At 68.9% G+C, this 25,577-nt stretch carries 28 protein-coding genes and 3 tRNA genes; 10 read left to right on the top strand and 21 right to left on the bottom strand.

The genetic code is table 11. The features are described from left to right. Positions 1-19 precede the first annotated feature (19 nt). The 6 genes from IEY84_RS03120 to rplK all read right to left on the bottom strand — a co-directional run bounded on the left by IEY84_RS03120 (position 20) and on the right by rplK (position 5,386). The gene (locus IEY84_RS03120; protein ID WP_221208445.1) at positions 20-787 is read right to left on the bottom strand and encodes an amino acid ABC transporter ATP-binding protein; all 768 of its coding nucleotides are present in this window, start codon (positions 785-787) and stop codon (positions 20-22) included. Further along, on the bottom strand, positions 787-1,599 hold the full coding sequence (locus IEY84_RS03125) for an amino acid ABC transporter permease (protein WP_229788252.1): 813 nt from the start codon (positions 1,597-1,599) through the stop codon (positions 787-789). Before IEY84_RS03125 ends, IEY84_RS03120 begins: the two co-directional genes overlap by 1 nt. Continuing rightward, positions 1,596-2,387, bottom strand: coding sequence for a transporter substrate-binding domain-containing protein (locus IEY84_RS03130; protein WP_183542117.1), 792 nt, complete (start codon positions 2,385-2,387; stop codon positions 1,596-1,598). Before IEY84_RS03130 ends, IEY84_RS03125 begins: the two co-directional genes overlap by 4 nt. 78 nt (positions 2,388-2,465) lie before the next feature. Beyond that, a complete protein-coding gene (locus IEY84_RS03135) occupies positions 2,466-4,025 on the bottom strand; it encodes a carboxylesterase/lipase family protein (protein ID WP_183542118.1) in 1,560 nt (519 codons plus the stop codon). 153 nt (positions 4,026-4,178) lie between these two features. Beyond that, on the bottom strand, positions 4,179-4,895 hold the full coding sequence (gene rplA / locus IEY84_RS03140) for a 50S ribosomal protein L1 (protein ID WP_183542119.1): 717 nt from the start codon (positions 4,893-4,895) through the stop codon (positions 4,179-4,181). A 62-nt stretch (positions 4,896-4,957) separates the two neighbouring features. Beyond that, positions 4,958-5,386, bottom strand: a complete 429-nt coding sequence (gene rplK / locus IEY84_RS03145) for a 50S ribosomal protein L11 (protein WP_141802520.1) — start codon at positions 5,384-5,386, stop codon at positions 4,958-4,960. Between the two features lie 236 nt (positions 5,387-5,622). Here rplK and IEY84_RS26995 point away from each other — a divergent pair, with 236 nt between their 5' ends. The 3 genes from IEY84_RS26995 to IEY84_RS03160 all read left to right on the top strand — a co-directional run bounded on the left by IEY84_RS26995 (position 5,623) and on the right by IEY84_RS03160 (position 9,903). Next, on the top strand, positions 5,623-6,801 hold the full coding sequence (locus IEY84_RS26995) for a lytic transglycosylase domain-containing protein (RefSeq protein ID WP_275944473.1): 1,179 nt from the start codon (positions 5,623-5,625) through the stop codon (positions 6,799-6,801). A 118-nt stretch (positions 6,802-6,919) separates the two neighbouring features. Further along, on the top strand, positions 6,920-8,635 hold the full coding sequence (locus IEY84_RS03155; RefSeq protein WP_183542120.1) for an alpha-glucosidase: 1,716 nt from the start codon (positions 6,920-6,922) through the stop codon (positions 8,633-8,635). 110 nt (positions 8,636-8,745) lie between these two features. Beyond that, positions 8,746-9,903, top strand: coding sequence for a glycosyltransferase family 4 protein (locus tag IEY84_RS03160; protein ID WP_183542121.1), 1,158 nt, complete (start codon positions 8,746-8,748; stop codon positions 9,901-9,903). Positions 9,904-9,983: 80 nt separating this feature from the next. On the opposite strand, the gene nusG is transcribed toward IEY84_RS03160, so the two are convergent. From nusG to IEY84_RS03175, 3 genes are all read right to left on the bottom strand, one after another. Then, on the bottom strand, positions 9,984-10,799 hold the full coding sequence (gene nusG / locus IEY84_RS03165; RefSeq protein WP_229788256.1) for a transcription termination/antitermination protein NusG: 816 nt from the start codon (positions 10,797-10,799) through the stop codon (positions 9,984-9,986). Between the two features lie 62 nt (positions 10,800-10,861). Then, positions 10,862-11,137, bottom strand: coding sequence for a preprotein translocase subunit SecE (gene secE / locus IEY84_RS03170; protein ID WP_141802516.1), 276 nt, complete (start codon positions 11,135-11,137; stop codon positions 10,862-10,864). A gap of 16 nt (positions 11,138-11,153) precedes the next feature. Then, positions 11,154-11,226: transfer RNA gene (locus tag IEY84_RS03175), tRNA-Trp, on the bottom strand. 128 nt (positions 11,227-11,354) lie between these two features. Here IEY84_RS03175 and IEY84_RS03180 point away from each other — a divergent pair. Genes IEY84_RS03180 through rlmC form a run of 5 tightly spaced genes read left to right on the top strand, consistent with a single transcriptional unit; the run spans position 11,355 to position 15,883 of the window. Further along, positions 11,355-12,638 (top strand): aspartate aminotransferase type Ic, encoded by a 1,284-nt coding sequence (locus tag IEY84_RS03180; RefSeq protein WP_183542123.1) that lies wholly within the window; start codon positions 11,355-11,357, stop codon positions 12,636-12,638. After that, positions 12,635-13,711, top strand: a complete 1,077-nt coding sequence (locus IEY84_RS03185; protein ID WP_183542125.1) for an adenosine deaminase — start codon at positions 12,635-12,637, stop codon at positions 13,709-13,711. The genes IEY84_RS03180 and IEY84_RS03185 overlap by 4 nt, the downstream gene beginning before the upstream one ends. Before the next feature lie 15 nt (positions 13,712-13,726). After that, the gene (locus IEY84_RS03190) at positions 13,727-14,365 is read left to right on the top strand and encodes a DUF4190 domain-containing protein (protein ID WP_183542126.1); all 639 of its coding nucleotides are present in this window, start codon (positions 13,727-13,729) and stop codon (positions 14,363-14,365) included. Positions 14,366-14,368: 3 nt separating this feature from the next. After that, on the top strand, positions 14,369-14,767 hold the full coding sequence (locus IEY84_RS03195) for a DUF4190 domain-containing protein (RefSeq protein ID WP_183542127.1): 399 nt from the start codon (positions 14,369-14,371) through the stop codon (positions 14,765-14,767). 3 nt (positions 14,768-14,770) lie between these two features. Beyond that, positions 14,771-15,883 (top strand): 23S rRNA (uracil(747)-C(5))-methyltransferase RlmC, encoded by a 1,113-nt coding sequence (gene rlmC, locus IEY84_RS03200; protein ID WP_183542128.1) that lies wholly within the window; start codon positions 14,771-14,773, stop codon positions 15,881-15,883. 17 nt (positions 15,884-15,900) lie between these two features. Here rlmC and IEY84_RS03205 read toward each other — a convergent pair whose 3' ends face one another. From IEY84_RS03205 to IEY84_RS03255, 11 genes are all read right to left on the bottom strand, one after another. Then, positions 15,901-16,947: a UDP-N-acetylmuramate dehydrogenase gene (locus IEY84_RS03205; protein ID WP_229788257.1), complete on the bottom strand. Its 1,047-nt coding sequence runs from the start codon at positions 16,945-16,947 to the stop codon at positions 15,901-15,903. Beyond that, the gene (locus IEY84_RS03210; protein ID WP_183542129.1) at positions 16,940-17,356 is read right to left on the bottom strand and encodes a MaoC/PaaZ C-terminal domain-containing protein; all 417 of its coding nucleotides are present in this window, start codon (positions 17,354-17,356) and stop codon (positions 16,940-16,942) included. The genes IEY84_RS03205 and IEY84_RS03210 overlap by 8 nt, the downstream gene beginning before the upstream one ends. Further along, positions 17,356-17,763, bottom strand: coding sequence for an FAS1-like dehydratase domain-containing protein (locus IEY84_RS03215; protein ID WP_183542130.1), 408 nt, complete (start codon positions 17,761-17,763; stop codon positions 17,356-17,358). Before IEY84_RS03215 ends, IEY84_RS03210 begins: the two co-directional genes overlap by 1 nt. A 259-nt stretch (positions 17,764-18,022) precedes the next feature. Continuing rightward, positions 18,023-18,193 carry a 50S ribosomal protein L33 gene (gene rpmG, locus IEY84_RS03220; RefSeq protein ID WP_179660944.1) on the bottom strand — a complete coding sequence of 57 codons (171 nt, stop codon included), beginning with the start codon at positions 18,191-18,193 and terminating at the stop codon, positions 18,023-18,025. Between the two features lie 46 nt (positions 18,194-18,239). Continuing rightward, positions 18,240-18,313: transfer RNA gene (locus IEY84_RS03225), tRNA-Met, on the bottom strand. Positions 18,314-18,364: 51 nt separating this feature from the next. Beyond that, positions 18,365-18,437 (bottom strand) — tRNA-Thr (locus IEY84_RS03230). A 74-nt stretch (positions 18,438-18,511) separates the two neighbouring features. Then, entirely contained in the window at positions 18,512-19,942 is a 1,431-nt protein-coding gene (locus IEY84_RS03235; RefSeq protein ID WP_183542132.1) for an amidase, read from the bottom strand. Between the two features lie 38 nt (positions 19,943-19,980). Beyond that, complete coding sequence (locus tag IEY84_RS03240; protein WP_183542134.1) at positions 19,981-20,658, bottom strand: LrgB family protein; 678 nt, start codon at positions 20,656-20,658, stop codon at positions 19,981-19,983. After that, positions 20,655-21,044, bottom strand: coding sequence for a CidA/LrgA family protein (locus IEY84_RS03245; protein ID WP_183542135.1), 390 nt, complete (start codon positions 21,042-21,044; stop codon positions 20,655-20,657). Before IEY84_RS03245 ends, IEY84_RS03240 begins: the two co-directional genes overlap by 4 nt. Next, positions 21,041-21,979: an ROK family protein gene (locus tag IEY84_RS03250; RefSeq protein ID WP_183542137.1), complete on the bottom strand. Its 939-nt coding sequence runs from the start codon at positions 21,977-21,979 to the stop codon at positions 21,041-21,043. Before IEY84_RS03250 ends, IEY84_RS03245 begins: the two co-directional genes overlap by 4 nt. 68 nt (positions 21,980-22,047) lie before the next feature. Further along, positions 22,048-23,076: a pirin family protein gene (locus IEY84_RS03255; protein WP_183542139.1), complete on the bottom strand. Its 1,029-nt coding sequence runs from the start codon at positions 23,074-23,076 to the stop codon at positions 22,048-22,050. Positions 23,077-23,167: 91 nt separating this feature from the next. Here IEY84_RS03255 and IEY84_RS03260 point away from each other — a divergent pair, with 91 nt between their 5' ends. Beyond that, complete coding sequence (locus IEY84_RS03260; RefSeq protein ID WP_221208446.1) at positions 23,168-24,352, top strand: glycosyltransferase; 1,185 nt, start codon at positions 23,168-23,170, stop codon at positions 24,350-24,352. Positions 24,353-24,443: 91 nt separating this feature from the next. Then, on the top strand, positions 24,444-24,662 hold the full coding sequence (locus IEY84_RS03265; protein ID WP_183542143.1) for a hypothetical protein: 219 nt from the start codon (positions 24,444-24,446) through the stop codon (positions 24,660-24,662). Here the strand turns inward: IEY84_RS03265 and IEY84_RS03270 are convergent. Continuing rightward, positions 24,659-25,546 (bottom strand): DMT family transporter, encoded by an 888-nt coding sequence (locus IEY84_RS03270; RefSeq protein ID WP_183542145.1) that lies wholly within the window; start codon positions 25,544-25,546, stop codon positions 24,659-24,661. The genes IEY84_RS03265 and IEY84_RS03270 overlap by 4 nt on opposite strands. Positions 25,547-25,577: the final 31 nt, after the last annotated feature.

Raw genomic sequence — 25,577 nt, forward strand, 5'->3', positions numbered from 1 at the left:
CCTCAGTGAACATCCGGCCTCAGAGCACCCGGGCCAGGAACTCCTGGGTGCGCTCGTGCTGCGGGTTGCCGAGGACGTCGGCGGGGAGGCCCTCCTCGACGATCACGCCGCCGTCCATGAAGACGACCTTGTCGGCCACCTCACGAGCGAAGGACATCTCGTGGGTGACGACCATCATGGTCATCCCCTCGGCGGCGAGGTCCTTCATGACGGCCAGGACGTCGCCGACCAACTCGGGGTCGAGGGCGGAGGTCGGCTCGTCGAAGAGCATCATGTCGGGGTTCATCGACAGCGCCCGCGCGATGGCGACGCGCTGCTGCTGGCCGCCGGAGAGGTGAGCCGGATAGGCGTCGGCCTTGTCCGAGAGCCCGACCTTCTCCAGGTTGGTCCGAGCGATCTCCAGCGACTCGGCCTTGCCGCGCTTGAGCACCTTCTCCTGAGCCACCGTCAGGTTGCGCAGCACGGTCATGTGCGGGAACAGGTTGAACTGCTGGAAGACCATCCCGATCCGGGCGCGCAGCGCGTCCACGTCGGCGTCGGGATCGGTGATCTCGTCGCCGTCGACCAGGATCGTGCCGCTGGTCGGCTCCTCGAGGAGATTCACGCAACGCAGCAGCGTCGACTTTCCGGAGCCCGAGGGCCCGATCACACAGACGACCTCTCCCCGCGCGATGTGGAAGTCGATGCCCTTGAGGACCTCGTTGTCACCGAAGTACTTGTGCAGGTTCTGTACGTCGATCACCGCCGCGCCGCGGTCGGCTGCCGGTGTCGTCTCGGTCTGGGTCATCAGCGAGCCCTCCCGGACTTGGCTTCCATGCGGCGTACGACGATCGAGAGCGGCACCGTGATCAGCAGGTAGCACAGCGCGATCGTGACCATCGGCGTCAGGTTGGCGTTGGCGTTCATGGCCTCACGACCGAACGCGGTCAGCTCGTACTCGTCCAGCGACAACCCCAGGATGTAGACCAGCGAGGAGTCCTTGGTGAGCAGGATCAGCTCGTTGGTCAGCGGCGGCAGGATGATGCGGAACGCCTGCGGGATCACGATCGTGACCATCGCGCGGGTGTGGGTCATCCCCAAGGTGCGCGCCGCTTCGTACTGTCCCTTCGGCACCGCCTGGATGCCCGCCCGGATCGTCTCGGCCATGTAGGCACCACCGACCAGACCAAGCGCCAGCGTGACGATAGTGAGGTTGGAGGGTTGGACTCCGAACGCCAGCGAGAGCCCGAGCCCGAGCACCAGGAACACAACCAGAGCCGGCAGCCCGCGGAAGAGCTCGATGATGCCGGTCGAGATCCACCGGTACGGACCGACGCTGGAGAGCCGCATCAACGCGAGCACGAGGCCCAGCGCCAGCCCGAAGGCGAACCCGCAGGCGGTGTAGAAGATCGTGTTCTTCAGCGCGATCAGGATGACATCAGGGAACAGCTGAGACGCGATGTCCAGGTCGGCGAACGCCCGCCTGATCTCACCCCAGTCGGCGACCAGCGCGAGGGCGACGATCACCAGCACCAAGACGGCGTACTGGATATAGCGGACGAGCGCCGCGCGTTTGCGCGGCGACATCCGCTTCTTGGGAACTACGGCCGCGTCAGTCACTGCGCGGCAGCCTCCCCGAACCACTTCTTGTAGACCTCGTCGTAGGCGGCCTTGTCGTTGATGCCCTTGTTGAGCGCCTCGAGCAGCTTGTCGTTGCCGCCCTTCTTGACCGTGAATCCGTACGCCTCACCGGTCTGGAACTCGCTGGTGATCTCCATGTCCGTGTTGGACTTGACGAAGTCGTAGAGCAGACCGTTGTCGTTGACGCCGGCGTCGGCCTTGCCGGACTTGACCGCCTGCATCATCAGCGCGGAGTCCTCGAGGGTGATGATCTTGGTGTCCTTGGGAGCGTTCTCCGCGACGTAGTCGGCTCCGGTGGTGGCCTCCTGGACCGCAATGGTCTTGCCGGCGAGGTCGTCGAGCGAGGCGTAACCGGCGCCCTTCTTGGTCATCAGCGCCTGGGTGGCCTCGAAGTAGGGCTCGGTGAAGTCCATGACCTTCTCGCGCTCCTCGTTGATCGTCATCGCACCCGCGGCGACGTCACACTTCCCGGAGTTGAGCGCCTCACCGGAGACGATGGTCTCCCAGCCGATGTTGACGACCTCGGTCTCGAGCTTCTCGGCGTCGGCCGCAAGCTTGATCACGTCGATGTCGAAGCCGACGACCTCACCGCCCTCGTTGAACTCGAACGGCTTGTAGGGCAGGTGCGTGCAGATGGTCAGGGTGTCGGCCTTGACCAGCTTGGCACCCGACGGCGACGTGCCCCCCTCGTCGCCACCACCGCAGGCGGCGAGCGCCAGGGCAAGGGCGGGAACGGTCAGGGCAGCAGCGAGCTTCCGCAGATTCATGCGGGGCACTCTACGTGTCTTTGGTCACCACCGGCCCGGGACCCTCGTCTAGAGGAGCCATCGTGGCGAGATTGTGAGTCAGCCGACAACACCTGCCCAGACGGCACAGTGGCTCGCCGCAGCTGTGTCGACCGGTCGGATCCCCGACGCCCCCGGCGCCAGCTGAAGCACGTCGGCGGAGTCCCGGAAGGCCGGCCAGCGAGGAGCGCCGGGCGCGGCCGGACGGCCGTGATGGGCGAACGAGGTCCAATAGCCGACCATCGTGTCCGACAGCTCCTGCTGCGGCTCGTCGAGCTCACCCAACAGGCCCGGGAACAGGAAGGTCAGCTCGGTGGCGTGCTCCGCGCCCTCGTCGTAGCCCGGCATGTCGATCAGCGGCGGCGCACCCCGGTCGGCGAACTGGTAGGCGAAGACCGGCACCCCAGCGGCCTCGAGCTTCGCGAACGCATCCTGGTGCGAGCAGGTGGACAGACCACCGGCCGAGTCGGTTCGGATCGCCGCCAGCGCGTGCCGCGGCTCGTCGTAGGCGCTCGCCGGGTAGAGCTCGAGGACGGCTTCGGCGGCAGAGCCGTACGTTCTGCGTACGACCTGCTCGTACTGTTCCGCCGTGATCGGCAGCGGATACTCGAGGCCGACGTAGAGCCGCATCTCGTCCAGGGTCGAGCCGTGCATCACCGGCACCCGGTTGAAGCGCCCGGAGTCGATGGCATCGGGATAGGTACGCGGCAGCACCCGCGGGTCGCCGACGACAGGCCCGGCGTTGAGCCCGGCGGCGCCGAACGCCTCGATCAGCTCCTTGACGGGGGTCGCCCGCAGGCAGGCAGCCACATCAGCCGCGTCGCCGCAGCCCACTGCGGCGGCGAGCCGCTGCCCCTCCGCCTCGGCACCCGCATCGCTGCGAGCCCCGGCCGCACAGCTCCCGCTCTGCGGGATCGCCTTGTGGAACAGTCCGGCGGCGGCCGGCGAGGCGATCTGAGCGCAGGTGTCGATCGATCCGGCCGACTCCCCGAAGACCGTCACGTTCCCCCGGTTGCCACCGAAGGCGGCGATGTTGCGCTGCACCCAGCGCAAAGCCGCCTGCTGGTCGAGCAGCCCGTAGCTGCCGGACTCGTACGCCCCGTCCAGCCCGGCGTGCGCCAGCCAGCCGATCGCGCCGAGGCGGTAGTTGACGGTCACGACCACCACATCACCATCGACGGCGAGCTTGCTCGCGTCGTACCCGGTGCTGGAGCCGGTCGTGTTGCCGCCGCCGTGGAACCACACCATCACCGGCAGCTTCCGCTTCCCCGGCCGCTCCGGGGCGACCACGTTGAGGAACAGACAGTCCTCGTCGTAGGTCGTCTCGCCTCCGTACGCCGGAGCCAGCTGTGCGCACTGGCTGCCCGGTTCGGTGGCATCGCGCACCCCGGTCCACGAAGCGGCCGGCGCGGGCGCGCGCCAGCGGAGCCGGCCGACCGGCGGGGCGGCGTACGGGATTCCCTGGAATGTCCGGAAGCCGTCGTGGGCGACGCCTCGGACCGCTCCCTTGTCGGTGCGGACCACCGGTTCAGGCGGCTCCGCCGACGCTGCGGCGGTGACACCCGTGGCAGCGAGGAGGGCTACGGCAAGAACTGGGACGAGAACACGAAGTCTGAGCACCGAGGTTCCTTTCGTCGACCTTCCGACCCTAGGAGCCTGACACCGTCGCCCGGCAGTGACAGAGGAACAGAAAGATGACGTACGCAGCGCACAAATGCATCGAGCGCCGCCGCCCGTTCTGGGCGACAGCGCTCGATGTGTGGTCGGAGAGGCTCAGGCCTCGTCCTCACCCGCGACGTTCTTGATGCGGTTGGGGTCGACCTGGACACCGGGGCCCATGGTCGTCGAGACGGTGACCTTCTTCAGGTAGCGGCCCTTGGAGGAGGACGGCTTCAGACGAAGCACCTCCTCGAGAGCAGCGGCGTAGTTCTCAGCGAGCTGGGCCTCGGAGAAGGATGCCTTGCCGATGATGAAGTGGAGGTTGGCGTGGCGGTCGACCCGGAAGTCGATCTTGCCGCCCTTGATGTCGGACACGGCCTTGCCCGGGTCCGGCGTCACGGTGCCGGTCTTCGGGTTCGGCATGAGGCCACGGGGGCCGAGCACGCGGCCGAGGCGGCCGACCTTGCCCATCATGTCCGGGGTCGCGACGACGGCGTCGAAGTCGAGCCAGCCACCGGAGACCTTCTCGATGAGCTCGTCGCCACCGACGACGTCGGCGCCGGCTTCGCGAGCGGACTCGGCCTTGTCCGGAGCAGCGGCGAAGACGATGACGCGCATCGTCTTACCGGTGCCGTGCGGCAGGCTGACGGTGCCGCGCACCATCTGGTCGGCCTTACGGGGGTCGACACCGAGACGCATGACGACGTCAACGGTCTCGTCGAACTTCTTCTTGCTGGAGCCCTTGGCGATCTTGATCGCGGCCAGCGGGGCGTAGAGCTCGTTCTTGTCGAACGTCTCTTCCGCCGCGCGGTAGGTCTTGCTGCGCTGCATGGTGATTCCTTAAGTGGTTAAGAGGAGATGTGGTTAGCGAGCCAGCGCGGCTCTCCCACGTTTCAGTCGGTGGTGACGCCCATGGAGCGGGCGGTGCCCTCGACGATCTTCATCGCGGCGTCGATGTCCTCCGCGTTGAGGTCGGGAAGCTTGGTGGTCGCGATCTCGCGCACCTGGTCCTTGGTCAGCTTGCCGACCTTGTCCTTGTGCGGGACGGACGAGCCCTTCTTCAGGCCGGCGGCCTTCTTGATCAGCTCCGCGGCCGGCGGGGTCTTGGTGATGAAGGTGAAGCTGCGGTCCTCGTAGATGGTGATCTCGACGGGGATCACGTTGCCGCGCATGGCTTCGGTCTGGGCGTTGTACGCCTTGCAGAACTCCATGATGTTGACGCCGTGCGGACCGAGCGCGGTACCGACCGGCGGGGCCGGGGTCGCAGCACCGGCCTGCAGCTGCACCTTGACGAGCGCTGCGATCTTCTTCTTCGGAGGCATTCTTGAGATCTCTTCCTTCTCGTGGTCATGACGAAGCCGTTGGTACGTTCGGCCTCTGCCACCTGCTGTGTTGCTCGCGCAACTGGTCAATTGTCCGTGATCGAGGTCGGATCCACGAAATCAGCACGTCGGTTCACTGATCGGACCCCTGTTCATGACGACCACGGCACGTCGCTGACATACTCCCCCCGGGATTTACAAAGGGAGTTCAATTGTTCAATCGACGTCGCCTGTCCATGTTCGCCGCACTCGTCCCGCTGACCGCGCTGTCGGCCGCCTGGACCGCTGCCGCCACCGGGACCGGGTTCGATCCCGAAGAGCCCGTGAAGCTGCCCGGCGGGGAGACGATGGCGACCTCGATGATCGAACAGCCCGCGAGCGTGACCGAGCCGGCGCCGGCCCAGGGTGCTCGGAAAGGCGCCCGGACCGGCACTGTCGCCGTCGCGATGGCGAACGGCAGCGGCATCCCGATGACCGCCCTGGCCGCCTACCAGCGCGCAGCCGCCGTCGTCACCACCGCCGACCGGGCCTGCGCCCTCGACTGGACGCTGCTCGCCGGGGTCGGGATGGTCGAGTCCGACCACGGACGCCTGAAGAGCAGCCGGCTCGACGACGCGGGCAAGGCCTTTCCCGCCATCTACGGACCTCTGCTGACAACCGCCTCAGGCGACCCTGCACCCGACACCGACGGCGGAGCGGTCGACGACCTCGCCAGCGGCGACCGGGCCGTCGGGCCGATGCAGTTCATCCCCTCCACGTGGCCCCTGGTGGCCGTCGACGGAGACGGCGACGGCGTCCGCGACCCGCAGGACATCGACGACGCCGCCCTCGCCGCTGCGGTCTACCTCTGCTCGGGCAAGGAGGACGTCTCGACCACCAAGGGGCAGCGGGCCGCGCTCGCGCGCTACAACCGCAGCGAGGCGTACGTGGCCACGGTCCTGAAGATCGCCAAGGGCTACTCCGACAGCCCCTACGGCAGTGACGACATCGAGCTCGCCGCCGCTCCTGCCCACGCCGACCCGAGCCCCACCGCGCGCGGACCGAAGGCGAAGAAGAACGCGGACGGGAAGCCGGGGAAGAAGCGGCCGGTCGATGCCGGAGCGAAGCCGAAGCCGACACCGAGTGCAGAGCCGGGCAAGAAGCCGAGCTCGAGCCCCTCGACCACACCCACCCCCAGCCCCACGCCGACCGACGACGGGAGCCTGGCCTCGGTCTCCGAGCGCCGCGGGATCTGCGGCGCCGAGCTGGCCGCCCGCTTCCCCGACCTCGCGCCGGGATGGGACACCAACCGCGCCATCGACGCCTGCGGCATCCGGCTGCTCGGCAGAACCGTCACCGAGACCAGGGCCGACGCTCCCGGAGTCGTCACCGAGATCACCGGGTACGTCGAGTGGCTGATCGACACGCTGCCGTGACCCGGCAGCGTCGCGAGCCCTGCGTACGCACTTTGCGCTCCGGATAGGCTCGCAGAAGGCCACAGTCGCCCAGGTCATTCTCGACACTGGCATGGTGGCAGATCCGAGGCGGCGGCGCATGGCCACACCCGGCGCGGTTCGATCGGCCTCGGAGAACGAGGCGTGGTGGAAGTCAGCGGTGGTCTACCAGATCTACCCCCGAAGCTTCGCCGACTCCGACAACGACGGCATCGGCGACCTTCCGGGCATCGTGGACCGGCTGGACTACCTCCAGGAGCTGGGCATCGACGTGATCTGGCTGTCGCCCGTCTATCGCTCGCCCCAGCAGGACAACGGCTACGACGTCAGCGACTACCAGGACGTCGACCCCCTCTTCGGCACGCTCGAGGACCTCGACCGGCTGCTCGCCGCGGTGCACCTACGAGGCATGAGACTGATCATGGACCTCGTCGTCAACCACACCTCGGACCAGCACCCCTGGTTCCTCGCTTCGCGCGCCTCACATGACGCACCCACCTCGGACTGGTACATCTGGCGGGACGCCCGGCCGGGGACCGTTCCAGGCGAGCCGGGATCGGAGCCGAACAACTGGGGTGCGTCCTTCGGCGGCTCGGCCTGGGAGTGGGTGCCGGAGCGCGGCCAGTACTACCTGCACCTGTTCGACCCGTCCCAGCCGGATCTGAACTGGGACAACCCGGACACCCGCGAGGCGATCTTCACCATGATGAACTGGTGGCTCGACCGCGGGATCGACGGCTTCCGGATGGACGTCATCAACTTCATCTCGAAGGATCCCGCGATGCCCGACGGGCCGCTCAACCGCGACGGCTATGGCGACGGGATGCCGCACTTCAGCTACGGTCCCCAGATCCACGCCTACCTGGCCGAGATGAAGCGCCGGGTCTTCGATCCGCGACCGGACACCTACCTCACCGTTGGCGAGATGCCGGGCGTGACTCCGGAGCAGGCCCGGGAGTTCACCGACCGAGAGCACGGCCAGCTGGCCATGGTGTTCCAGTACGAGCACGTCTTCCTCGACGCCGAAGGCGACAAGTGGACCCAGCGCCGGATGAACATCAACGACCTGCGGGACACGCTCGCGAAGTGGCAGACCGCCCTCGGCGACACCGGTTGGAACAGCCTCTACTGGAACAACCACGACCAGCCCAGGGTCGTCTCCCGCTACGGCAACGACACCACCTGCTGGCGCGAGTCGGCCACCGCCCTGGCGACGGTGCTTCACCTGCACCGGGGCACGCCGTACGTCTACCAGGGCGAGGAGATCGGGATGACCAACGCCCCGTTCGCCGCGCTGGACGAGTTCCGCGACATCGAGTCCCTCGACTACTACGCGAAAGCCGTCGGTACGCACCACGAGGACCCCTCCGTCGTGCTGGACACCCTGCGGCGCCGGAGCCGGGACAACTCGCGCACGCCAATGCAGTGGAGCGCCGAGCCCGGTGCCGGCTTCACCACCAGCAGTCCCTGGATCGGCGTCAATCCCAACCACAGCTGGTTGAACGTCGCCGCGCAGCGCGGGACGCCAGGCTCGATCTATGAGTACTACCGCGCGCTGATCGCCCTACGGCACCGGCTACCGGTCGTCGTGGACGGGAACTTCGTCGCCGTCCACACGGGTCGTGACCAGATCTATGCGTTCCGGCGCCACCTGGGCGACACGACTCTCACCGTCCATGCGAATCTGTCCGACCTCCCGGTCTCCTTCGACCGTGACGACCTGACGGTTCGTGACCTGGTGCTGACCAACTACGCCCTGAGCCGGAGCGGTCCCGGCCGGCTGGAGCCCTGGGAAGTTCGCGTCCACGTGCGGTGAGGGCCCACCGGCTACGCTGGAACCAAGACTGCAGGACACCTGTCGCTCGCCGCGGCCATCGCGGAGGCACACGGCAGCGGTGTCGGCAGCAATCCGCAGACAGTTGGCAGATGCCTTCGTACCGCGACCATCGTCCGAAGACAGTCGGAAACATCTACTTCGTCTGGAACCCGCACCAGCCGCTGCCGGCAGGCACCGGCGGCACCGAGAACTACACGATCGGGCACGTCCGCGAGCTCAACCGCCGCGGTATCAGGGCCCACATCGTCACCATCGGGGTCGGCATCGAGGACGGACGCGACCAGTTCGCGGACATCCCCTTCCTCTCGATGGCCTCCGTCGCAGACGTCGGCGACCTCGACGGGGTCGTCATCTTCGTCGCCGAGTTCCCTGTCGTCGTGACCCGGCGACCGGCGTACCAGATGCTGCACGTGCCGCCGCCGGGCAGCGATGTCGACCGAGTGCGGATCGCCGCCACCATGCAGGACCGGTCACTGATCGCGACCAGCCGGTTCGCCGCCGGCCTGTGGGCCGAGTTCCTCGACGTCGACCTGGACACGATCAGCATCGTCTACCCCTACGCCGAGCTCTGCTTCAGCACCGAGGCCCGCCCGCCCGCCGACGACGCCGAGATCCGCATCCTCTACGCCGGTCGGCTGAGTCCGGAGAAGGGGATCTACACGTTGCTGGCGATGCTAGACCTGGATCCTGTCGGGCAGGACCGGGTCTTCACCTGCACGGTCACGACCGCAGGCGCCGACAAGCCGCAGGGCCGCAACATCCAGCGGGTCATCGAAGCGCATCCCAGCGTGCGGGTCGTACCCCGTAGGACCACACCGCGGGCGATGGCGACGCTGATGGCCGATCACGACATCATCGTGATGCCGTCCAACAGCCAGTACTGGCACGAGACCTTCGGCATCGTCTCGATCGAGGCTCAGCACTCCGGCTGCCGCGTCGTCGCCTCCGACGACGGCGGGCTCCCCGAGACCGACTGCGGCTCGATCACGCTCGTCGCGCCAGACGACCCGGCCGCGCTGGCGCGAGGCGTCCGCTCGGCCGCCGCCCTCGGCGCGGTCGACGAGCTCGTCCGGATCAACGCCGCGGCTCGGTTCACCGTCGACAACTCTGTCGACGGGCTCATCGACGTGCTGCTGATGCCTGCTCCGATCACACCTGCTGCCGTCGTGCGCGACTTGGAGGCTCTCGTACGGTTGCCCGCTGCCAGCGATCCGCAGGAGCTGTCGACGTTGCCGGCACCCGCCTGACTGCACGCATCAGCAAAGCATCAGGCCCCTTGCTCGCGGATGCGGGCAAGGGGCCTGATTGCTACGGGAAAGTGGGTCGTTCAGACTTTCTCGATCTGGTTGAACGAAAGCTCGACCGGGGTCTCGCGGCCGAAGATCTCGACGAGCGCCTTGACGCGCTGCGACTCGGCGTTGAGCTCGGTGATGGTCGCGTGCAGCGTGGCGAAGGGACCGTCGACGACGGTGACCGAGTCGCCCTCGGCGAAGTCGACGACCTCGACGGGCTTCTTGGCGGTGGTCGCGGAGCCGCCGGTGGAGGACGCGGCCTCACCTGCGGCGGCAGCCTCGGCCTCGGCCTGAGCGACGACGGCGGGGGCGAGCATGTTCTCGACCTCGGTCATCGACAGCGGCACCGGCTGGTGGCTGTGGCCGACGAAGCCGGTGACCGACGGGGTGTGGCGTACGGCGGACCAGGACTCGTCGGTGAGGTCCATCCGGACCAGCACGTAACCCGGGAGAACGGTGCGCTTGACCATCTTGCGCTGGCCGTTCTTGATCTCCGGGACCTCTTCGGTGGGGACCACGATCTCGTGGATGTAGTCCTCCATGTTGAGGGAGACGATGCGGTTCTCCAGGTTGGACTTCACCCGGTTCTCCATGCCGGAGTAGGTGTGGATCACGAACCAGTCACCCGGCTTCGCCCACAGCTCACGGCGGAACGCCTCGAGCGGGTCGTCGTCAGCAGCCTCAGGGGCCTCGCCCTCGACGATCTCGTCGAAGGACGCCTCGCCCTCGACGGCTTCGCCGGACTCGTCCGACCCGTCAGCCTCGTCGAGCTCGGCCTCTGCAGGCACGTCGGAGGCGGCCTCGGCCGTCTCGAGGACCTCGGTCTCCTCGGTGTAGTCCTGCTCAGACACGTCCTGCTCCAAACCGTTGATTGTGTGTATCGGGTGTGTTCCGCGGGCCGGGGCCCACGCGATCACGCGTCGCGGCCGCCGAACACCCAGAACATCAACTTGCCGAACCCGAGGTCAAGGCCCGCGGTGATCGCCATCATGACCAGGACGAAGACCAGGACCACGATGAAGTACGTCGTGAGCTGCTGCTGCGTCGGCCAGACGACCTTGCGGAGCTCGGCCACGACCTGGCGGTAGAACGTCGGGAGACTGGTGCGCTTCTCCGTCTTCTTGTCGCTCGGAGTCGGGACTGCCTTGCTGTCCGTCACGCCGCCACCTTCTCTCGAAAACGTTTCCATCGCTGGTCCGGCTTTGCAGGGCACGAGGGACTTGAACCCCCAACCTTCGGTTTTGGAGACCGATGCTCTGCCAGTTGAGCTAGTGCCCTATGGAGGTCTGCATCAGCGGCGCGGTTGAGGGCGCAACTGACCATGTGGGAAGACCACCAACGGTGAGTCTACGCACTGGGCGATGGGCCTTCCAAAACCGGGGTGCGCTGACCCTAGGATTGCTGGCATGACCTCAGATCCCCGTCCCCTCGCCGAGCTCTCGCGCGAGGACCTCGAAGCGTTCGCAACGGAGCAGCGCGCCGCGTACGACAGCCTGGTGGCCAAGGGCCTGAAGCTGGACCTGACCCGGGGCAAGCCCTCGGCGGACCAGCTCGACCTCTCCGACGGCCTGCTCCAGCTACCCAAGTCGACGACGGCCCCGGACGGCACGGACACACGCAACTACGGAGGACTCGCCGGCGGCATCGAGATCCGCGAGATCTACGCCGAGCTGCTCGGCCTGGAGACCGGCCAGCTCATCGCCGGCGGCAACTCGAGCCTGACGATGATGCGCGACACGCTGATGTACCTGTGGCTTCACGGCGGCGTCGACAGCGAGCGCCCGTGGGGCCGCGAGGAGACGGTGAGGTTCGTCTGCCCGGTGCCAGGCTACGACCGCCACTTCACCCTCCTGGAGTGGTTCGGGATCGAGATGTTGACCGTGCCGATGGGTGCCGACGGGCCCGACGCCGAGGCCGTCGCCGCCCTGGTCAAGGACGACCCGACGATCAAGGGCATGTGGCTGGTCCCGACCTACGCCAACCCGACCGGTGACACCACCTCGCAGGAGATCGCCGAGCGGCTCACCTCGATGCCGACCGCCGCGCCCGACTTCAAGATCTTCTGGGACAACGCCTACGCGCTGCACCACCTGACCCCGGCCGAGACCAAGACCGCCGACATCGTGTCGCTGGCCAACGCCGCCGGCAACCCGCACCGTCCGCTGGTCTTCGCCTCGACCTCCAAGGTCACCTACGCAGGCGCTGGCGTCGGCTTCTTCGGCGGCTCGAAGGAGAACGTCGCCTGGTGGCTCGACCACCTCAGCCACGGCGCGATCGGTCCCGACAAGGTCAACCACCTGCGGCACGCGGAGTTCTTCGGCTCGGCAGCCGGTGTCCGCGACCACATGGCCAAGCACCGCGAGCTGCTCGCGCCGCGGTTCGCCGCCGTCGAGGACGCGCTCACCGACGAGCTCGGTGCGCTCGGCGTGGCGACCTGGACCAAGCCCGCCGGCGGCTACTTCGTCAGCCTCGACGTGCTCCCCGGCACCGCGACCCGGGTGATCGAGCTGGCCAAGGCCGCGGGCGTCGCCTTGACCCCGGCCGGTTCGGCCTTCCCCGGCAAGCACGACCCGGAGGACACCAACATCCGACTCGCGCCGTCCTTCCCGCCGTTGGAGCAGGTCAGCGGGGCCATGGAGGTCGTCACGGTGTGTGTGAAGCTGGCCGCCGCGGAGAAGCTGCTCGCGTGACTGCTGACTCTGGCGAGGCCCGACCCCACCAAGACCGGCGCAGTCTGCGTACGCTGCCGAAGGCGCATCTGCACCTCCACTTCACGGGTGCGATGCGCCATCAGACCCTCCTCGAGCTGGCCGCCCGCGACGGGATCCGGCTGCCCGAGCAGCTGGTGGCGGACTGGCCGCCGACGCTGAGCGCGGCCGACGAGAAGGGCTGGTTCCGGTTCCAGCGGCTCTACGACGTGGCGCGCTCGGTGCTGCGTACGGAGGCCGACATCCGGCGGCTCGTCATGGAGGTAGCGGAGGACGACGTACGCGACGGCGGCAGATGGCTCGAGATCCAGGTCGACCCGTCGGGCTATGCCGCGAAGTTCGGCGGGATCACGGCGTTCACGGATCTCGTCCTCGATGCCGTCGCCGACGCCGAGCGGGCCACCGGGTTGGGGATCGCGGTGATCATCGCCTCCAACCGCACCCGGCACCCGATGGACGCGCGCACACTGGCGCGGCTGGCGGGGCAGTACGTCGACCACGGCGTGGTCGGCTTCGGCCTCTCCAACGACGAGCGGCGCGGGCGCACCGAGGAGTTCGACCATGCCTTCCGAATCGCCGAGCGGGCCGGTCTGCGGCTGATGCCGCACGGCGGCGAGCTGCGCGGGCCGGAGCACATCCGCACCGTGCTGCGGTCGCTGCACGCGACCCGGCTGGGCCACGGCGTACGCGCTGCCGAGGACCCGGCGCTGCTCGACGAGATCGTGCGCGCGGGCGTCGCGTTGGAGGTCTGCCCGACCTCCAACGTGTCGCTCGGGGTCTACTCCGACCTGACGTCGGTGCCGCTGCCGCAGCTGCTCGACGCGGGTGCGACCGTGGCGCTGGGCGCCGATGACCCGCTGCTGTTCGGGTCCCGGCTGGCGGCGCAGTACGCCACGATGCGAGCGGCCCACGAGCTCACCGACGAGACCCTCGCCGATCTGGCGCGGATGTCGGTCACCGCCTCGACCGCGCCCGAGTCGACCAAGAAGGGCCTGCTCGCCGAGATCGATGGTTGGGTCAACACGCCCTCGCAACACACGGATTCGCCGAGTTAAGACAGAATGACGGACATGACGAACCCGTCCGACGATCAGTCCGATCCCAACAAGCCGGCCGACGGCTCCGCTCCGCCTCCGCCGACCCCGGCCGAGCCGACCCAGCCGGAGACCACCCAGGTCGAGCCGACTCAGCCGATGTACGGCCAGACCTACGGTGAGCAGCAGTCCAACCCCTACGGTGGCGCGACCTTCGACCAGAAGCCGCCGGCGGCCGGCTACGGACAGACGCCTCCGCCGCCTGCCTATGGTGGTCAGCCGGGCTACGGCGGGCAGCCGGGCTACGGCCAGGCGCCCTACGGTGCTCCCCCCGCGTACGCAGGCCAGGTCGGCACCCCGGACTCCGGGGCGACCACGTCGATGGTCCTCGGAATCGTCGGTCTCGTGGGGTCGTTCCTGTGCGGTCTCCCGATCGTCCTCGCGCCGTTCGCCCTGTTCATGGGGCTCTCCGCCAAGAAGCGGATCGACGCGTCGGCCGGCGCCCTGACCGGCCGCGGCAACGCGCAGGCGGGCTTCATCCTCGGCATCATCGGCACCGTCCTGCTGATCCTGACCATCCTTTTCGTCGTCGTCATCATCATCATCGGCGTCAGCGGCGGGTTCGACGACTCGGGCTACGACAGCGGCTACGAGTCGTACGACAGCGAGTTCTGACGGATGACGAGCACTCCCCCACCCGGCTACCAGCCCGCGCCCTACGGTTTCCCGCAGCCCCCTCCCCACCCCGAGGCCAGCTCGGCGATGGTCTTCGGCATCGTCGGGCTGTGCCTGTCGGTCATGTGCGGCGGGATCGGCGTCTTCATCGCACCGTTCGGCTGGATCAAGGGCAAGCGGGTGATGGCCGAGATCGACGCCAATCCGGCGGCCTACGGCGGTCGCAGCAACGCTCAGGCCGGCTTCATCACCGGCATCATCGGCACGGTCTTCGGGGCGCTCATGATGCTCTTCTGGATCGCCTACGTCGTCTTCATCATCGTGATGCTCTTCGTCGTCGCGGAGGTCGAGCCCACGACGACGTACGACAGCGTCAACGCGATGCTGAGCAGCCGAATCTGACGGATGGACTGCGGTTACTTCACCTCCGGTGCCTGCCGCTCCTGCCGCTGGCTGGAGATGGCGTACGTCGACCAGCTCGCGCAGAAGCAGCAGCGGGTCGCCGAGGCTCTCGGTGACGTACGTTGGGAGGAACCGGTCTCCAGCCCGGAGGCCGGTTTCCGCAACAAGGCGAAGATGGTCGTCGCCGGTTCGGTGGAGGCGCCGACTCTGGGGATCCTGTCGCACGATGGCCTCGGCGTGGACCTGCTCGCGTGCGGGCTGCACACCCCGGGCCTGCAGGCCGCGCTGCCGGTGCTGTCCCGGTTCGTCACGACCGCGCGGCTGACCCCCTACTCGGTGCCGGAGCGCCGCGGCGAGCTCAAGCACGTGATCGTCACCCAGGCCCCTGGCGGGGAGCTGATGGTGCGCTGGGTGCTGCGGTCCACCGAGGCGCTGTCCCGGCTGCGCAAGCACCTTCCGGCGCTGCTGGACGAGCTCCCGATCGGCGTTGCGTCGGTGAACATCCAGCCGGAGCACAAAGCCGTCATCGAGGGACCCGAAGAGATCTTCCTGACTGCTCGTGAGGCGCTGACGATGGAGGTCAACGGGATCGGCCTCCGGCTCCGCCCGCACTCGTTCTTCCAGACCAACACGGCCGTCGCTGCCGCGCTCTACCGCCATGCCCGCGACCTGGTCTCCTCGGCGGCTCCTACCTCTGTCTGGGACCTCTACTGCGGCGTCGGCGGCTTCGGTCTGCACGTCGCCGCGCCCGGGCGGGACGTGCTCGGCGTGGAGTCCAGCGAGCAGGCCATCGAAGCCGCCGCGTCGACCGCCGCCGAGCTGGGGCTGCCCGGGACCAGCTGGGTGGCCGGGGACGCTGCTGCGTACGCCCTCTCGGCCGGCGCCGCGCCGGACCTGGTCATCGTCAACCCGCCGCGGCGCGGGATCGGCTCCTCGCTCGCCGGCTGGCTGGAGCGGTCAGAGGTCGAGCACGTCGTCTACTCCTCGTGCAACGTCGACACCCTCGCCCGCGACCTGCGCGACATGCCCTCGCTGCGACCGGTCTCAGCACGGCTCCTGGACATGTTCCCCAACACCGACCACCACGAGGTCCTGGTGCTCCTGAACCGAACCTGACGTCGAGTCGGGGTGGGTCAGAGCTCCACGCCGAGCATGACGGGCTCGTTGACGAGCACGATCCCGTACGCCGCCTCGACCCCGTCGCGTACCTCTCGGGCCAGGGCTAGCAGGTCCTCGGTCGTGCCCTCGCCGCGGTTGGTGAGGGCGAGGGTGTGCTTCGTGGAGAGGGAGACCCTCTGGTTCCCGTGGCCCTTCTTGAACCCGGCGTGGTCGATGAGCCAGGCGGCGGAGGTCTTCACGGTGCCGTCGGGCTGTGGGTAGGCCGGGGCGCCCTCGGGCACGTCCTCGGGGGCGACCACGGGGTTGGTGAAGAACGAGCCCGCCGACCAGGTGTCGTGGTCGGCCTCGTCGATGACCATGCCCTTGCTGCGGCGCAGGGACAGGACGGCCTCGCGGATCTGCTTGGACGGCACCCGGGTGCCCTGCTCGACGCCGAGAGCACCGGCGAGCTGGGCGTACGCGATCGGGGAGCCGGTCTCGCCGTCGGTGGCGAGCCGGAAGGTGACTTCGAGGACCACGTATCGGCCCGGTCGCTCCTTGAACCGCGACCAGCGGTAGCCGAACCCGCACTCGCCGGCGGTGAAGCTCCGCACCTCGCGAAGCTCGCGGTCGAGCACCTTGACCGAGGTGATCGTCTGGGAGACATCCTGGCCGTACGCCCCGACGTTCTGGATGGGTGTCGCGCCGACGCTGCCGGGGATGCCGGAGAGCGCCTCGACGCCGCTCCAGCCCTTGTCGACGGCGGTCGTCACGAAGTCGTCCCAGGTCTCGCCGGCCGCCACCGTGACGAGTACGCCACCCTCGACCGTCTCGGCCGCGACGCCCGTCGTCGCCAGCTTGATGACGGTGCCCGGGAAGCCGGCGTCGGCGACGACGAGGTTGCTGCCGCCACCGAGGACGAGCACGTCTTTGGCGGCAGCGTCGGCCGCGGTCACGGCCTCGATGATCTCGGCGGCGGTGGTCGCGGTGACGAACTCCGCCGCCGGGCCGCCGAGATGGAAGGTGGTGTGGTCGGAAAGGTTCTCTATCGAAGCGGAGCCCGAGACAATTGGCTCAGACACGTACGGAGACCTTCGGCATGCCGAGGACCTTCTGGGGCTCCCCGGTGGTCGAGCCTGTCGAGACCACGGTCAGGGCGATCGTCGCCAGCCCGTCCTCGACCGACTTCACCGTGCCGCTGATCGTCACCGAGGTGCCCTCGTCGTCGTCGGGCACGACGACCGGGTTGGTGAACTTGGCGCCGAAGTCGACGACCTCGGCTCCGTCGGTCCACTCCGAGACCGCGCGGGCGACCAGCGCCATGGTGAACATGCCGTGGGCGATCACGCCGGGGAGGCCGACGGCGGTGGCGATCCGGTCGGACCAGTGGATCGGGTTGAAGTCGCCGCTCGCGCCGGCGTAGCGCACCAGCGACGCCCGGGTGATGGGGTAGGTCTTCGTGGCCAGCTCGGCGCCTGCTTCGAGAGTCATCACGCGACCTCCGCCGCTCGGTGGACCAGGGTGGCCGAGGTGGTGCACACGACCGCGCCAGCCTCGTCGGTGATCTCCGAGACCGTCCCGATGATGTCATTGCCGCCGATCTGGCGCAGCGAGGCGACGCTCAGGGTCGCGACCAGCACGTCTCCCGGCGCGATCGGCCGGACGTAGGAGAACTTTTGCTCGCCGTGCACGATCCGCGACAACTCGACCTCGACGTCGTCCAGGAAGGCGTTCATCGCGTCGAAGGCGAGCACGATCGGGAAGGTCGCCGGGACCCGGTCCCCGCTCTCCCAGTCCACCCCGGTGGCGGCAGCGAACTCCCGCACCTTCTCGTCGGTGACCCGATAGGGCCTGGTCGGAGGAAAAGCGCGCCCTACGAGCGACCCATCAACTGCCATGCGGACAACTCTAGTGGTCCGCCGAGAAGTCACCCGCGTCGGCCGAAGCGTCACGCGCGCTGGCCGAAGCGTCACGTAGGTCGGCCGAAGCGTCACGTACGTCGGCCGAGTTGGCAGGCCAGTGCCAACTCGGCCGACCGGAGTGACGTCTCGGCCGACGGGAGTGACGTCTCGGCAAATGACGAACGCCCCGCCTCCCGAAGCGCGGGGGCGGGGCGTTCGGAGCGCGCCGATCAGCGTCGCGCTCTACTGAGAAGATTCAGCGGGTCTCGCGGTGCGGCTGGTGCTTGCGGCAACGCGGGCAGTACTTGTTGAGCTCGATACGGTCGGGGTCGTTCCGACGGTTCTTCTTCGAGATGTAGTTACGCTCCTTGCACTCGGTGCAAGCGAGGGTGATCTTCGGACGAACGTCGCTGCTCTTGCTGGCCACAGGAGTTTCCTTACGGTGCTGATCGAGGTGTTGCGGTCTTTGGCGGTAGCGGGGGCGGGGATCGAACCCGCGACCTCACGATTATGAGTCGTGCGCTCTAACCGCCTGAGCTACCCCGCCTCAACAGGAATCAGGCCCGCAGTATTCCTCACTGCGGGACCCGAACTCCAGAGCCCCTTTACGGAATCGAACCGTAGACCTTCTCCTTACCATGGAGACGCTCTGCCGACTGAGCTAAAGGGGCGTTGCGTGAGAGAACATTACGGCAGGGGCACCATGCTCAACAAATCGAGGCGGCCCCTCCGTCCGACGCATGCATCATCGCAGGTCAGAGGGGTCCTTGGCGCTTCCGCCGGACTCCCAGATGCGCGCGAAACCCATCGCTTCCTCGAGCTCGTAGGACAGCTCGAGCAACATCCGCTCCCGCCCCGGCGCCGCCCCGAACATCATTCCCTGCGGCAGCCCGGCCGACGTCTGCTGAACCGGCAGCGACACCGCCGGCCCACCGGTGACGTTCTGCCACGGCGTGAACGCGACCCAGTCCATCAGCCGAGTCATCACCAGCTCGTAGGCCTGGCTCGGAGCCAGCCGGCCGAGCTCCGGGGTCTCGTGCGCGACCGTGGGTGTCAGGACGACGTCGTACGCAGCATGGAAGCCCTCTGCGATCGCCTGCACCCTCCGCAGCCGGACGATGGCCGCCGGGACGTTCTTCGCGTTCCTCAGCGTGTGCTGGGCCAGGCCCACGGTGAGGTTGTCGAGACGGTGGCGGTCCCAGGTCTTGCCACGGAGCGGCCCGGCGTTGACCAGGGCGACCGCGAGGGTGCCCCAGTAGAGGACGAAGTCGTCGGCGAAGCTCTCGGGAACCGGCGCGGGCACCGTCTCGACGGTGTGTCCGAGCTCCTCCAGCACGGCCGCGGTCTTGAGCGTCAGCTCGGCGACCTCGGGGCTGGCCTCGCGTCCGAGCGCGCCGGTGAAGATCGCGCAGCGCAGCCGCTTCGTCCCGGGACCGGTGACGTCGCCGATCGGCGGCAGCGAGGTGTGGTGAGCCTTCTCGGCCTCCCGGAAGAAGGCCGCAGTGTCGCGCACCGATCGGGTCAGCACCCCGTCGGTGACGATCTTGAGCGGCAGCAGCCCGTAGAGCGGATCCTGCGGCAGCCGGTCGCGGGTCGGCTTGAGCCCGACCAGCCCGCAGGCCCCGGCAGGGATCCGGATCGAGCCGCCGCCGTCGTTGCCGTGAGCGAGCGGCACGGCCCCGGCAGCCACCAGCGCGCCCGAACCGGCCGATGACGCACCGGCCACGCGGCCGGTGTCCCACGGGTTGCGCACCGCACCGAGCCGGGCATGCTCTGCGGTGCCCGAGAAGCCGAACTCCGAGAGCTGCGTCTTCCCCAACGACAGCAGCCCGAGCTTGAAGAGCAGCTTGGTCATCTCGCCGTTGCGCGAGGCCGGCGGCATGACGTACGAGTCCGTGCCGTTTCTGGTCGGCACGCCGGCGACGTCGGTGTTGTCCTTGATCAGGGTGGGTACGCCCGCGAAGAAGCCTGCCCGCGGAGAACACGCCTGGACCCTGGCCCGATCGAAGGTCCGGTACGCCATCGCGCCGAGCGCCGGGTCGATCGACTCGATCCTGGCGATGGACGCCTCGACCGCCTCGGCGGTGCTGAAGTCACCGCGCCGCAACGCCTCGGCGACCCCGACAGCGTCGAGAGTGCCGAGTACGTCGTCGGTGAAGGCGTGCACGCGGGCCATGAGATCAAAGGTAGAGGTTCGACGGGCAGCGACGCGGCTCAAAGGAGGAAGGACGCCACCAGCGGGACCAAGAGACAGGTCACCACCGCCGTGAGTCCCATCGCCAACCCGGAGAACGCGCCTTCGACTCGGCTCTCCTCCAGCATCCTCGCTGTGCCGATGCCGTGCGAGACCGCACCGACGGCGATGCCCCGGGCTCGTGGGTCACGGATCCCGAACAGGGTGAGCAGGCGCGGTGCGACCATCGCCCCGAGGATGCCGACCACGATCGCGAAGCACGCTGACAGCTCTGCGTACCCGCCCAGTCGCTCGGTCAGCGCGATCGTCACCGGAGCGGTGACGGACTTCGTCGCCATCGTCCGCTCCAGTACGTCGCTGCCGCCGAGCCAACGCACCAGCAGGATGCCGCTGACCATCGACACCACCGCGCCTGCGGTCAGCGCGACCAGGACCGGGATCACCATCCCCTTCAGCCGCGCGACCTGGTGGTAGAGCGGGATCGCCAACGCCACCGTGGCCGGACCGAGCAGGAAGCTGATCAGCGTGGTCGCGTCGGCATAGTCGGCGTAGGTCGTGCCGCTGAGCGCCAGCAGCGCCGCGACGATCACGATCCCGACCGCGACCGGCTGGGCGAGCGGCGAGTGGGTCCGCTTGCGCAGCCACCTCCCGAATTCGTACGCAGCCACCGTCGCGAACAGCCACAGGACGACGCTCATTCGATCTCCTCCCCCGGCGCGCCTTCGGTGCCGGCCACCGCCGGCACCCGGCGCAGGAAGAGTCCGAGCACCCAGCCCACGGTGACCAGGCCGAGCAACCAAGAGCCGAGCAGGGCGACCACGATCGGCAGGGCCGCGTCGCGGATGAACGCGAGGTAGGCGATCACGCCGACCCCGGCCGGGATGAAGAAGAGCTGCAGGTGGGAGAGGAAGTAGTCGCCGACCTGGATGACCGGGTCGTCCTCGCCGTCACGGCGTCGCAGGACCAGGACGACGAAGAGCAGCAGCATCCCCACGACGGGTCCGGGCAGCGGGAGCCCGGTCAGCTCGACGATCGCGGTTCCGGCCAGCTGGCATCCGAGCAGCCAGAGGAGGCCGACGATCACTGCGGGTCGGAGAGGGACTCGATCGCCATCGCGGCACAGCCGACCAGGCCCGAGGAGTCGCCGTGCAGCTGGGCCATGAAGGTGAGCTCGCGGGTGGCGATCGGGTTGGCGCGGGCGTAGACGCTCTCGCGCACCCCGGCGGTGTAGAGATCGAAGGCACCGGCCATGTCGCCGCCGATGACGACGACCTCCGGGTTGAGCAGGTTGACGGCCGTGGCGACGACCTCACCGAGCTGTCGTCCGCCCTCGCGCAGCAGCCCGCGCGCGACAGCATCCCCCGCGAGCGCGGCGGCCACCAGGTCGCGTACGTGACCGGCGGGGACGCCGGAGTCGGTCAGCCGCTGGGCGAGCGCCCAGCCGGACGCGACCGTCTCCAGGCACCCGGTCGAGCCACAGCGGCAGGGCCGGTCTCCGGCCGCGTCGATGCGGGTGTGGCCGATCTCGCCGGCCGCCCCGAGGGCACCGGTGACGACCTTGCCGTCGGTGATGATGCCCATGCCGAGACCGGTCGAGGCCTTGATGACCAGGGCGTTGCGTACGGGATGGTCGGAGTTGAAGAGCTCAGAGCGCGCCAGCGCGTGCGCGTCATGAGCGAGGATCAGCGGCGCGTCTGTGAGCGCGGTGAAGTAGGGGGCCAGCTGGACACCGTCCCAGCCGCCCATCGCCGGGGTGTCGATGCTCATCCCGAGGTCGGGGTTGACCACGCCCGGCAGGCTCATCCCGATCGCCAGCACCGGCAGGTCGATGGAGGCCACCATCTTGGTCATCCGTTCGACCACCTCGGGCATCAGCGCCTCGGCGGAGATGCCGACCTCGTGATCGCGGGTGTCGCCGGCCAGCTCGCGTCCGGCGAGGTCGAAGACCGCGGCCTGGCTGCGGCTGCGGCCCACCGCCACCGCCAGCACGACTCCTGGGTCTGAGGATTCGTCGCTCACGACAGCAGTCTAAGCACGGGCCCGGACGCTGGCCCGGACGCTGGCCCGAACGCGGGCCCGGACGCCACCTAGGACCGCGAGCGGAGGCGCGCGTTGGGGAGCGGGGGTGCGGGGATCGGCTTCTGGTCGTTGCCCTCGACCACTCCGAAGCGCCCGGCGCCCACCTCCTGGGAGTCCTCGACCAGCTCGCCGCCACGGGTGATCTGGTCCTGCCACTCCTGGCGGTAGGCGACGACCTCGTCGTGCGTGCGGCCGACGAAGTTCCACCACATGATGATCGACTCCCCGAACGGCGGACCGCCGAGGAGAAGCAGCCTGGTCCAGGCCTCGCCGGCCTGCAGGACCAGCGTCGTCGCGCCCGGAGGGGCGTAGGCGAGCGAGTCCTTCTCCACGTCGGCCGAGGCCGGCCCGGACGGGCCGACACCGGTCATCGACACCTCGCCGGTGTCCACCAGCACACCGTGCTCGAACCGCTCGTCGACCGGGATCTCGATCCGGGTGCCCGGCTCGAGCAGGATCTCGGCGCCGAGGAGCTCGGAGTAGGTCCGCACCGGTGAGGTCGCGCCCAGGAGCGATCCCAGGAAGACCCGGACCGTCGCGCCCTCCCGCTCGATCGGCGCCGGGCGATGGTTCTCGAACGCCGGCTCGACGTCGCGGAACTCGTCGGGAAGAGCGACCCACAGCTGCGCCCCGTGCAGGACGGTGGACTCGGCCGTCGAGTTCTCCGAGTGGGAGATCCCGCGTCCGGAGGTCATCAGGTTGACCTCGCCCGGGCGCACCATCGCCACCGTGCCGACCGAGTCGCGGTGCTCGATCTCACCGGTGAACAGCCAGGAGACCGTCGCCAGGCCGGTGTGCGGGTGCGGCGGCACCTCCATCCCCCCGGAGACCACGACATCGTCCGGACCGTAGTGGTCCAGGAAGCACCACGCGCCGATCAGCGACCGCGCCCGGGCGGGCAGCGTGCGGCGTACGTTCATCGCCCGAGGACCACCCAGCGGGACGTCTCGCGGAGCGATGATCTGGATCTCGACGCCTTCGTCGCCGGTCCCACCGACACACTCGACAGGGGCGGGATGCGCGTCCAGGTTGGTCATGCCCCAACGCTACTCCGCTCGATGTCCCCCTGGACGAGTACGCCGCCTCGCCATGCCGGCGTCACATCGAGGTCGTCGGTGGGCTACTTCGATGCCACACGATTGGCCTGTGCTCATCGCTCAGCTCGCGAACTTCGTCGGCCCCACCTCCGGCGGGATGAAGACGGCTCTGGAGGCCCTCGCCCGTGGTTATCTCGAGGCGGGCCACGACCGGCTCCTGGTCGTCCCCGGCCCGTACGACGCGGTCACCTCGACCGACCTCGGCGACGTGGTGCAGCTCAGAGCACCGCGCGTGGGCGGTGGCTACCGGCTGATCCTCGAGCCGTGGCGAGTGACCGACGTGCTGACCCGCTACCGGCCGACGAGTCTGGAGGTCAGCGACAAGTTCACGATGCTTCCGGTCTCCCGCTGGGCCCGGCGCCAGGGCATCGGGACGGTGCTCTTCTCCCACGAGCGCCTCGACGAGTACATGCCCACCTACACCGGCATGGACACCACCTCGAAGGTCTCCACCGCGCTCCTGAACCGGATGCTGGTGCGCTCCTTCGACCAGGTGCTGGTGACCTCCGACTACGCCCGGCACGAGTTCGAGCCGCTGGCTGCTGCCGTCGGCTGCCCGATCGCCCAGGTGCCGCTCGGCGTCGACCTGGACAGCTTTCCGCCCTCGCTCGGACATCGCGACGACACACTGAGGCTCGTCCACGTGGGACGGCTCTCCCGCGAGAAGTCGCCGGACCTCGCGGTCGCCACCGCCGTCGAGCTGCATCGCCGCGGTTTCGCCGTCCGGATGGACGTCTACGGCGACGGCCCGCACCGTGCCGAGATCGAGGCGATCGCCGCCGGCGCACCGGTCGTCTTCCACGGACACGTCGCCGACCGCCACCGCATCGCCGCGGCGCTCCGTGAAGCCGACGTGGCCCTCTCCGTCTGCCCCCGCGAGACCTTCGGGCTGGCGGTCCTGGAGGCCCTCGCCAGCGGTACGCCGGTGGTGACCGCCGACCGCGGCGGCGCCCGTGAGCTCGTCGACTCCCGGTGCGGAGCCTGGGCATCGGCCCATCCGGGAGCGCTGGCCGACGCGGTCATCGACGTCGCCGAGCGGCCGGTCGTGGCGACCCGCCGCGCCGCCCGCGAGCGGGCCGAGCAGTTCCCGTGGGCGCGCACGATCGAGGAGATGCTGGAGCTTCACGAGAGCCTCGCGCAGGAGACCACACCGACCTACCTCGTCGCTCGGTCCCGGCAGCGGCAAGCCTCCCGGCGGACTCGGCGCTACGCCTGAACGAGTTGTCCGCGCCTCAGGCCGTGCCCTTTCTGTGGAAGTCTCGTTACCTTACTGAGATCCTTCCCAGCGATGACCACGTGAGGCGCACATGAGCGAGCTGACCACCCAGCAGCAGACGCACTTCGCCGACTCCTTCGGGCCGGTGTGTCGGGCGTACGGAGAAGATCCGCCGACCTCCTACGACTATCGAGACGTCACCTGCAGCGAGTGCCGGCATGCCGCGCCCTACATCAGCGCCCTGCCCGAGCACCTCAAGCCCAAGTCGACCAGGCGTCGCTCCTGGCCGCGCTCGATGCAGGACCACTAGGAAACTGGGACCTCGGTTCGCTCGTGCTGCGGCGGGGTCCACCTCGCCGCCGACCTCGACCGGGCGAGCCCGACGATCCCGACGACCAGCAGCGCTCCGGCGCACACCGCGACCCACGGCGTGGGGGCGGAGGCGCCGAAGGCGACCACGGCCGCGACGTACGAGACGGTGGGGTTGGTGATCGTCATCGCTGCCATCGCCCAGGGCAGCGGGCCGGCGGCGAGAGCGGCCTGGGTGAGCACGATCCCGAGGCCGCAGGTGCACAGCAGCCCGTAGAACGCCGGCAGCGTGAGCATGCCGGGGACGCCGTCGGCGGCGGCCCGGTCGGCGGTGATCTTCAGCAGCACCGAGGTGGTCGCGAACGAGCATCCGGCCGCGACGGCCGTGGTCGCCGCCGCGATCGGCGGCGGGAACCGGTGCGCCACCAGCAGGAGTACGCAGATCACGACCGCCACACACCCGGCGAAGAGCGCGACGCGGCCGACGTCGGCGTAGGTGCCGCCGCGATGGTCGTCGGTGACCAGGAGGATCACGCCGCCACAGATCGCGGCCCCGCTGGCCCAGTCGGCGACCGTCGGCCAGTGGCGAGCGGCGATCGATGCGAAGACGAGCGCGAAGAGCAGCTGCGTCGGCATCACCGACTGCACCACCGAGACCGACCCCAGGTGGAGCGCGACCGCCTGCACCCCGAAGCCGCCCGCGTTGATCGCCGCCCCGGCGACCCACAGCGGGTTGCGCACCAGCGCCAGCATCAGCCGCTCGACTCCGGAGATCCCGCCGCTGCGGCCGGGGGCGAGCGCGCTGGCTCGCTGCTGCACCGCCGCGGAGAGCGAGAACAGGACACATGCAGCGAGAGCCAGGCCCACGGCCGCGGCATGATCCATGCCTCGACGCTAGATCCCTGACCTGAACTCG

It is taken from the genome of Nocardioides albus, assembly GCF_014648255.1.
GTDB classification, from domain to species: domain Bacteria; phylum Actinomycetota; class Actinomycetes; order Propionibacteriales; family Nocardioidaceae; genus Nocardioides; species Nocardioides albus.

Bases quoted from the DNA above. Each gene is read 5' to 3' on its own strand.
- IEY84_RS03210 (WP_183542129.1), bottom strand. From the start codon at position 17,356: ATGACTCTCGAAGCAGGCGCCGAGCTGGCCACGAAGACCTACCCCATC.
- IEY84_RS03195 (WP_183542127.1), top strand. From the start codon at position 14,369: ATGACGAGCACTCCCCCACCCGGCTACCAGCCCGCGCCCTACGGTTTC.
- IEY84_RS26995 (WP_275944473.1), top strand. From the start codon at position 5,623: ATGTTCGCCGCACTCGTCCCGCTGACCGCGCTGTCGGCCGCCTGGACC.
- IEY84_RS03120 (WP_221208445.1), bottom strand. From the start codon at position 787: ATGACCCAGACCGAGACGACACCGGCAGCCGACCGCGGCGCGGCGGTG.
- IEY84_RS03240 (WP_183542134.1), bottom strand. From the start codon at position 20,658: ATGAGCGTCGTCCTGTGGCTGTTCGCGACGGTGGCTGCGTACGAATTC.
- IEY84_RS03265 (WP_183542143.1), top strand. From the start codon at position 24,444: ATGAGCGAGCTGACCACCCAGCAGCAGACGCACTTCGCCGACTCCTTC.
- rlmC (WP_183542128.1), top strand. From the start codon at position 14,771: ATGGACTGCGGTTACTTCACCTCCGGTGCCTGCCGCTCCTGCCGCTGG.
- rplK (WP_141802520.1), bottom strand. From the start codon at position 5,386: ATGCCTCCGAAGAAGAAGATCGCAGCGCTCGTCAAGGTGCAGCTGCAG.
- IEY84_RS03270 (WP_183542145.1), bottom strand. From the start codon at position 25,546: ATGGATCATGCCGCGGCCGTGGGCCTGGCTCTCGCTGCATGTGTCCTG.
- IEY84_RS03260 (WP_221208446.1), top strand. From the start codon at position 23,168: ATGCCACACGATTGGCCTGTGCTCATCGCTCAGCTCGCGAACTTCGTC.
- IEY84_RS03130 (WP_183542117.1), bottom strand. From the start codon at position 2,387: ATGAATCTGCGGAAGCTCGCTGCTGCCCTGACCGTTCCCGCCCTTGCC.
- IEY84_RS03255 (WP_183542139.1), bottom strand. From the start codon at position 23,076: ATGACCAACCTGGACGCGCATCCCGCCCCTGTCGAGTGTGTCGGTGGG.
- IEY84_RS03180 (WP_183542123.1), top strand. From the start codon at position 11,355: ATGACCTCAGATCCCCGTCCCCTCGCCGAGCTCTCGCGCGAGGACCTC.
- IEY84_RS03160 (WP_183542121.1), top strand. From the start codon at position 8,746: ATGCCTTCGTACCGCGACCATCGTCCGAAGACAGTCGGAAACATCTAC.
- IEY84_RS03155 (WP_183542120.1), top strand. From the start codon at position 6,920: ATGGCCACACCCGGCGCGGTTCGATCGGCCTCGGAGAACGAGGCGTGG.
- IEY84_RS03215 (WP_183542130.1), bottom strand. From the start codon at position 17,763: ATGGCAGTTGATGGGTCGCTCGTAGGGCGCGCTTTTCCTCCGACCAGG.
- rplA (WP_183542119.1), bottom strand. From the start codon at position 4,895: ATGCAGCGCAGCAAGACCTACCGCGCGGCGGAAGAGACGTTCGACAAG.
- IEY84_RS03235 (WP_183542132.1), bottom strand. From the start codon at position 19,942: ATGGCCCGCGTGCACGCCTTCACCGACGACGTACTCGGCACTCTCGAC.
- secE (WP_141802516.1), bottom strand. From the start codon at position 11,137: ATGGAAACGTTTTCGAGAGAAGGTGGCGGCGTGACGGACAGCAAGGCA.
- IEY84_RS03190 (WP_183542126.1), top strand. From the start codon at position 13,727: ATGACGAACCCGTCCGACGATCAGTCCGATCCCAACAAGCCGGCCGAC.